6 protein-coding genes are annotated in these 7,272 nt (G+C 31.7%); 4 read left to right on the forward strand and 2 right to left on the reverse strand.

Annotated features, from left to right (window positions below):
- Positions 1 to 18: 18 nt before the first annotated feature.
- Positions 19 to 360 (reverse strand): hypothetical protein, encoded by a 342-nt coding sequence (locus tag LLA01S_RS06890; RefSeq protein WP_061778035.1) that lies wholly within the window; start codon positions 358 to 360, stop codon positions 19 to 21.
- 21 nt (positions 361 to 381) lie between these two features.
- Positions 382 to 663, reverse strand: a complete 282-nt coding sequence (locus tag LLA01S_RS06895; protein WP_021166396.1) for a hypothetical protein — start codon at positions 661 to 663, stop codon at positions 382 to 384.
- A gap of 169 nt (positions 664 to 832) precedes the next feature.
- Between LLA01S_RS06895 and LLA01S_RS06900 the strand changes: the two genes are divergently transcribed.
- The 4 genes from LLA01S_RS06900 (at position 833) to LLA01S_RS06910 (ending at position 6,916) form a co-directional block, all read left to right on the forward strand.
- Entirely contained in the window at positions 833 to 2,059 is a 1,227-nt protein-coding gene (locus tag LLA01S_RS06900) for a hypothetical protein (protein ID WP_061778036.1), read from the forward strand.
- A 151-nt stretch (positions 2,060 to 2,210) separates the two neighbouring features.
- Positions 2,211 to 3,884, forward strand: coding sequence for a DNA methyltransferase (locus LLA01S_RS06905; RefSeq protein ID WP_369440957.1), 1,674 nt, complete (start codon positions 2,211 to 2,213; stop codon positions 3,882 to 3,884).
- Entirely contained in the window at positions 3,877 to 4,185 is a 309-nt protein-coding gene (locus tag LLA01S_RS13565) for a hypothetical protein (RefSeq protein WP_369440958.1), read from the forward strand. The genes LLA01S_RS06905 and LLA01S_RS13565 overlap by 8 nt, the downstream gene beginning before the upstream one ends.
- Before the next feature lies 1 nt (position 4,186).
- Positions 4,187 to 6,916, forward strand: coding sequence for a DEAD/DEAH box helicase family protein (locus LLA01S_RS06910; RefSeq protein ID WP_061778037.1), 2,730 nt, complete (start codon positions 4,187 to 4,189; stop codon positions 6,914 to 6,916).
- Positions 6,917 to 7,272 lie beyond the last annotated feature (356 nt).

Below are 7,272 nucleotides of genomic sequence, written 5' to 3' on the forward strand. Positions count from 1 at the left end.
ATTCTTCTATATCTGCGACTACCCATGTCGCGGAACCACATCTACTGAATCAGCAGCAAACCAACCCATACCGTTAGTTGTTACGCCACCCCGTACATATTTGAACTGCAGCTGAGTGCCGAATTTTACCTCAACCTTATTTGGCGCTTTGATTATATATTCAAGGTCGTTAGCAGTATCCACAACCGCATACTTAAATTTCCCATCAACTTCCTCCAAAGAACCGATTGACAGTACATTAAGTGATGGAACGACTTCTGTTGTGTACTCTTTACCCGTTTTTTCGCTCACCATTACCTTTTGTTGTGTTTGTTGATTTAAAACTTCTCCAAGTGTTCTATTCCAGTTAGTCTTCGCCATTTATGTTACCTTCTTTCTATTTTAAAGGGTTGAAAAAATTTGTTCCAAACGAGTGATAAGACAACGTTCATTTTCAATCCAACGGATTAATTCATTTTTTGACATGAAGTTAATATCTGAATCATATGCGATTGATAGTGTCAAAAATGATAAAACGTCTTGCCCATACCACAATTCTGACAATTCCGTTGGTACAGATTCAAAATGGTTATCATTACTAATACGTCGATATGCTGTGTTACCATAATTAATCAAACGATAAGCATTTAAGTCACGAAGTGTTTGTTTTAATTCTGTAATCATGTGGATTACCTCATATTTTCTAGTTGACTAGCTCTCCGCCAACAGGAGATATAAATGAGAAATCTTTGAAGATTTCTTTATAATACTATTATACTACTCGAAAATGGTTTTTTTACGTAAACAATGGTATAATTTAAACTGAAATAATCCGTTTGGAGGAAAGTGTGCTATGTTTGAAAATTTGTTGAGCTACTACGGGAATAATGTCCAAGTTAGAATAAATGAACGTATTGAAAAAATAAACAATCAAAGGAAGAGTCTTAGAAGTTCACATGATAAGCAATATAAAGACTTAAAAAGTATTAAAAACACTCACCTGTATATTAATAAGCCAAAGATCATAAAAGATATCAGAGAGAAAAAAGTGGATGAAGTGACAAAATTATTGTCAGTTACAATTGGACAATCAATAATAGATAATTTAAAACTGAAACCTGACCTTAGTACATATTCTTCTGATAAATATCATGAATTAAAAATGAAGAAGGATAACCTAGAGTTTACTTCCTTTCAGGAATTATTTTGGGGGCTTCCAGATAGAGCTTTTTCAGAAAAGGATAAATTTTATTTTTTATTAAATTTGTTTTTGGATTTGTTGAATAATAAAGATTATGTCAAGACCATTCACAACATTCTAATTGAATATGTACCATTTGCTCATTATGCAGCTTTGGAAAAAGCTTCACGTGATTATAGTGGAGGTTATCCAATTTCAAAAGATTATAAAAATGAAAACGTTGATGTTTTTTCCGAGTCCGTTTTTTTATTCTGTAGTACAGAAACTTCAAATGAGATAATGGAACGATTTATTGATTATTTGTATGGTGAATATAAATATGAGTCTAAAGACAAACAGGGTCGTTTTCTGGTGAAAACTGAAGTGATTTGTTTTCAAAATTTTGAAAAATCATTTAGTGAAAAATTGAAGGACATCCTTGCCCCAGTTCTTGAACTGGAAGATTATGATTCACTTGGGAAACGCGTATATGATATAGTTGTTGATGATTTTGAAATAAACATTAATTTGATAAATTTAGATATGGAAAGAAGTGTCGAATCATATGGACATTGGCTTACTAGAGGTGAAAAAAATGACATAGATGTATTAAATGATTTAATCGATGCTAGTGAATCATATATTGAACGATTAATGAAAGTACAAATGGACCAATGTGGCGATATCGAAAAAGAGTATTTTGAAAGCCCATTTTTTTCAAAAAATTCAAGTCCGTGTTTTTCAGAAGATAGAATGATTGAATTAGTAAAAGAAAAACAAGAAGATGAGTATTTAGATTATCAAGAATCTATGGAAGAATTGGAATATGTCAAAAATTCGGAGGAGCATTTAGCTTATCTTGACTTTTTGGATGAAATCGAAGGAGTACATAAAGGATAACAATAAAAACGTATTAATCTAATAAGTGAGTTATATAACATGAAAACTTGATAAGGCTCTCTATAAATTTATGACATGTTAAATCTGATTTGTAAAAAATTAGTGTAAAATAGAAGAAATGGAAACGAATTTGAATGAAGGATAGTGTACAGTGAAAATTAAACCAAAGATTTTTGATGAATTACGAAGCGCCTTATATTCTTTTGGAGATAAGTATTTGGTTGGTGAAGAATTAAATCGCTCTAAACTAAGTGATAGCTTAAGAAATTATGATGAGTCCTTGCTTAAAAAATTATTTCAAGTAGATTTTATTAAACAACATTTTATTAAAGAAGTTGCGGGGCAGAAATTATTTCAAATTGAACAGCTAGAAGAAGCTATTCTCTACAATGATTATTGGGATACGAGTTATACGAAATACGAAAATCGTATTGGACTAGCATCTAAAGGAAAGTTTTTAGAAGACAGTCAGGATGTGGTCTTAGATTTTCCGTTTAAGGATGGAGTTCTAACTGCATCAATGACAAAAGAAGATAATGAAGAAGGTTACGATGATAGTTTTTTAAATGAAGTGATTGAAAAAGATGAGATTGACCGATTATTTGATAAGAAAATCTTTGTGAACAGCAAACGATATGATGAAAATGGCGAGTCAACTGTTACAGAATTCAATAAAGATGAAGATAATTTGATTATTAAAGGGAATAACTTGCTCGCTTTACATGCAATTAAAGAGAAGTATGTTGGAAGTGTCAAACTTATCTATATCGACGTACCCTATAATACAGGTAGTGATAGTTTCAAATACAATGATAGATTCAATCAATCTTCATGGTTAACCTTTATCAAAAATCGAGTTGAGGTTGCACAGGATTTTCTTTCTGATGATGGCGTAATACTCATTCAAATAAGCTTCCATCAGTATCCTTATCTTAGAGTTTTGCTTGATGATGTTCTTGGCAAAAATCATCATGTGATGGATATAAATACTTTAGTTCGCCATCCACAAAGGACGTTGACGGGAGACAAAGAATTTAATGATGTTATTGAACATACTCTCGTATACTCAAAAAACTCAGAGTTCAAAATGCCAAAAATTGCTGAGAAAAAGACTGTGGATAAATATAAATTCCATGTATCAATTAAAGAAAAGCCCACCGAAACACGCATAATGGGGAAAAAAGAAGTTGAGATTTACCTTCCTGATAGTTTTGAGATTACAAAAGTTATCCCAAATTCTGAAAATCTTCATAGAGAAACAGTACGGGGCAGTATCAGAGAAAAAAATTCAAGCGGGCGTTTTTATGTCGCTTACCTTGAAAAATTACGAGAAGAATTTCCACCATTAACACTTTTCAAAGTTCCAGATATGGGAGATGATTCACTTGGGTTCCGATATTTTGAATTACCAAAAGAAGGAAATAAAAATGGTGCTTACTACCAAGGAATGCCACAAAGCAGCGAGTATACTTATAAGCCATATCCTAATTTCTTGGATTTTGTTGAGGACTATAACTCTGTCAATGAAGAGGGGGGGTATGAATATCGGAACGGTAAAAAGCCTGAAGAGTACATTGATAACTATATGAAAATGTTTACGGATGAAAATGACTTGGTTATGGACTTTTTCATGGGATCAGGAACTACACAATCTGTTGCGTTAAAAACTAGTAGGCGTTTTATTGGTATTGAACAACTTGAAGATACCATGGAAAATGTCACTATTCCTAGATTGCAAAATGTTATTTCGGGAGATGGAACGGGTATCTCAACCAAAGTTAATTGGCAAGGTGGCGGTTCGTTTATATATAGAACTAATGCCTAAAAATATGGGCTATTTACAAGATATCATTCATTCAAAGACTTTAGATGAGCTGAAAATAGTATACAATCGAATGTTAGAAGGGACAGGTACCATGGAACCTGCTGATATTTCTTTTCGTGCCGATCTAGATAAAATTGATTGGCTGGAAGGCTTTAATGAAAATAAACGTTTGTTGATTAAGTTATTAGATAAGAATGGACTGTATTACAACTATTCAGAAATTGATGATGCAAATGTACGGGAATTGATTTCAGATGATGACTATAGCTTTAACAAGCAATTTTATAAAGGTGGTGAATAGGATGGTGAATAAGAACGTATCTAATATCCGTCATTTTCCTTTAGTAGAACAGGCTGAATTAGCAGATAAAGATTTATTTAATGCTCATCAAGGCTATATAATCCCTGAATACATTAATGCCAATCTAGCTCACACACTACGACACTATCAAGACGAAGCACTACGAAACTACCATTATACAAGAACACAAATAAAACCAAGCCCGCAACAAGTTTTGTTTAATATGGCAACAGGCTCTGGTAAAACAGACTTGATGGCAGGTCTGATTTTATATCTTTATCAAGAATATAATTATCGTAATTTCTTATTTACCGTTAATACGAATTCTGTTTTAATGAAGACAAAAGATAACTTGGTAAATCAAAATAGTGATAAGTATCTTTATCAAGAGAAGATAGAAATTGATGGCAAACAAATTTCTATTGTAGAAAAAGAACGATTTCCTAGAATTCAACAAGAAAATACCATCTACATTAAGTTAGCCTCTGTTCAGAATGTATCAGATGATTTGTTTGTTGTAAAGGAGAATGCAATGGCATTGGATGATTATGAACATCAACCAGTTGTAATTCTAGCGGATGAAGCCCATCATTATTCAGCGTTAACAAAAAAGAAAAATGGTAAAGAAACAAAAGGTCAAGTAGAAGAAAATACTTGGGAATCCGCAATTTTAAAAATCCTGAATGCAAGAAATGAACATATACAAAAAAATTTGCTCTTAGAATTTACAGCAACTGTTGATTTCGATAATGGAGTGATTTATGATAAGTATCGTGATAAGGTCGTTTATCGTTATCCTCTAAACAAATTTATGTCCGATAGATATTCAAAACAAGTCAAACGAATCGAAACGTCCGCAAGCGATGAAGATAAAATGTTAAATGTGGTACTCCTATCGCAGTTTAGAAAATATCGAGCGTACTCAGAAGGAGTAAGTAGTGCATTCAAACCGGTTATACTGTTTAAGTCACCCAGGGTTACAATCTCAAAAGAAGCGAATAAAATTTTTAATCAAATGATTGAAAATCTTAATGTAAAAGATTTGATTGCCTTTATTAAGCGTCAACAGATAATGGATAGTAATAAGAGTTCAGCATTAAGTTTAGCGTATGATTTCTATCTCAAAAATGAAGAACAACTTGGAAAAATCATTCGAGAGATAAAACTTGATTTTGATGCTAGAAACGTATTAAATGTAAACGATAAGAGTGGAAATATGCTTGAAAAAGGGCAGTATCAAGAATTGAATACACTAGAAAATCCGAATAATCTCCGGCGTGTTATCTTTGCTGTAGCCAAGCTAACAGAAGGGTGGGATGTTCTTAATCTGTATGATATTGTTCGTATAGAAAAAGAAGCAGGAACGAATAAAAATGCAACGATGGCAGAAGCACAATTAATCGGTCGAGGTGCGAGATACTATCCTTTTGAAATTAAAGGGAAGAAAAGTTATCGAAGAAGATTTGATAATGATTCGTCCAATAAGCAACTTTTTCTCGAAACGTTACACTACCATACAATGAATGAACCACAATATCTCAAACAGTTGATTGGTTCTTTAAAACAAATGGATTTACCTACTGGGGAAGATAAAAAAAATCCACCCATTGAAATTAAAGTAAAATCCTCTTTCAAGAAAACAGATGCCTATAAACAAGGTAAAATTTACTATAATGAAGTGGAAGATGTCGAAGACGAATGGTTTGATTCTATTGATAAATATGGTATTAATCACCCAACAGATATTTCAAGAAGCTTGAACTACGATAGTAGAGAAGTTTCTTATAAAGAAATTGCTGGGATAACTGAAAAAAAAATAATTAGCGTGAGTAAATTTGATGCAAGATATATCAAAAAAGCTATCCAACGTTTAGATTTTTACAAGTTTGATAACTTAAAGAAATATGTTCCATTAGTATCTTCGATGAAAGAATTTATTTATGGCAAGGATTGGTTAAACGCTAACGAATTAAAATTATTTTTAAATGTTCCAAAAGAGTACAAATCAACTGATGTTACAACAGATGATATATTGAACGTTACTATTGGTCTGTTAAAAGAATATGAAGTTAAATTTAAATCAGGCTATGTTAAACAAAGAGGAACTAATAAGTTCGTCGGCTATCCCATCAAGGAATATTTAACAAATTATAATAAGCGTGTTCCAGAATATGATACAGCGAATTTATTTAATGAAACAATGCAAAAAATTCACGTTTATGAAATAGAAGATGATTTTTATGTTTATGAAAAAGCTATAGTAAATAAGTTGGAATACGAGTTGATAGAACGTGTGAAAGCACATGTCAATGAGTTAAAAGAAAAGTATCAAAAATCGGTTTATTTACTTCGTATGGATGAAAATATGCATCGTGAATCTGTGAAGAGTGAGAAATTAAAACTCCATCAATATGGTTCACGTATGAATCGTTCTGGTGAAATCACGCCAACGCATTCACAAGGTTTTCAGCCTGACTTTATTTTATTCCTTGAAGATAGTGAGTTTTATTTTCAAATCTTTATTGAACCTAAAGGAATGAGCGGAGATAAATTTATCAGTGAATTGTGGAAGCAAGATTTACTCTTATATATGACAGATAATCAAGCGGAGATGGAATTTGAAACAAATGAAGAAAACGTCCAAATTAGCGGATTGAAATTCTATACAAAGAATGATGGACAACACACTATGGAGCAATTAGCTAATTTAGTTCAAATAAAAAACCAGTAGAACTGGTTTAAACAAAAGTGTAATCAAATTATAGTCAGTAACAATCTTGGTCATAATTGGTCTTGTTTTTATCAATCTCTATCCATATTCATCCTTTTTCAAGAATTTTCAATTGTGTCAATCCTTGATATGAAAGGATTTATATGTATGAGGCTGGATAATTATTGTACCTTTGAGTTCTCAAAACGTTAATATTATTCATATATCAATGTTTAAAACACTCTCAAATTGGGAGTGTTTTTTATTATTTAATTTAAACTATAATGTAGAGAAATTACTATATTTCCTATTTCATTAAAAAAACACTAACCAAAGAAGCGCGTAATATCAGGGTTTAAGAGACAATAAGAAAAAAA

Source organism: Lactococcus cremoris subsp. cremoris NBRC 100676, assembly GCF_001591705.1.
In the GTDB taxonomy this organism is placed as follows: domain Bacteria; phylum Bacillota; class Bacilli; order Lactobacillales; family Streptococcaceae; genus Lactococcus; species Lactococcus cremoris.

What these genes read in the sequence shown, in the direction of transcription:
- LLA01S_RS13565 (WP_369440958.1), top strand. Translation starts at nt 3,877, where the DNA reads ATGCCTAAAAATATGGGCTATTTACAAGATATCATTCATTCAAAGACT.
- LLA01S_RS06890 (WP_061778035.1), bottom strand. Translation starts at nt 360, where the DNA reads ATGGCGAAGACTAACTGGAATAGAACACTTGGAGAAGTTTTAAATCAA.
- LLA01S_RS06910 (WP_061778037.1), top strand. Translation starts at nt 4,187, where the DNA reads ATGGTGAATAAGAACGTATCTAATATCCGTCATTTTCCTTTAGTAGAA.
- LLA01S_RS06895 (WP_021166396.1), bottom strand. Translation starts at nt 663, where the DNA reads ATGATTACAGAATTAAAACAAACACTTCGTGACTTAAATGCTTATCGT.
- LLA01S_RS06900 (WP_061778036.1), top strand. Translation starts at nt 833, where the DNA reads ATGTTTGAAAATTTGTTGAGCTACTACGGGAATAATGTCCAAGTTAGA.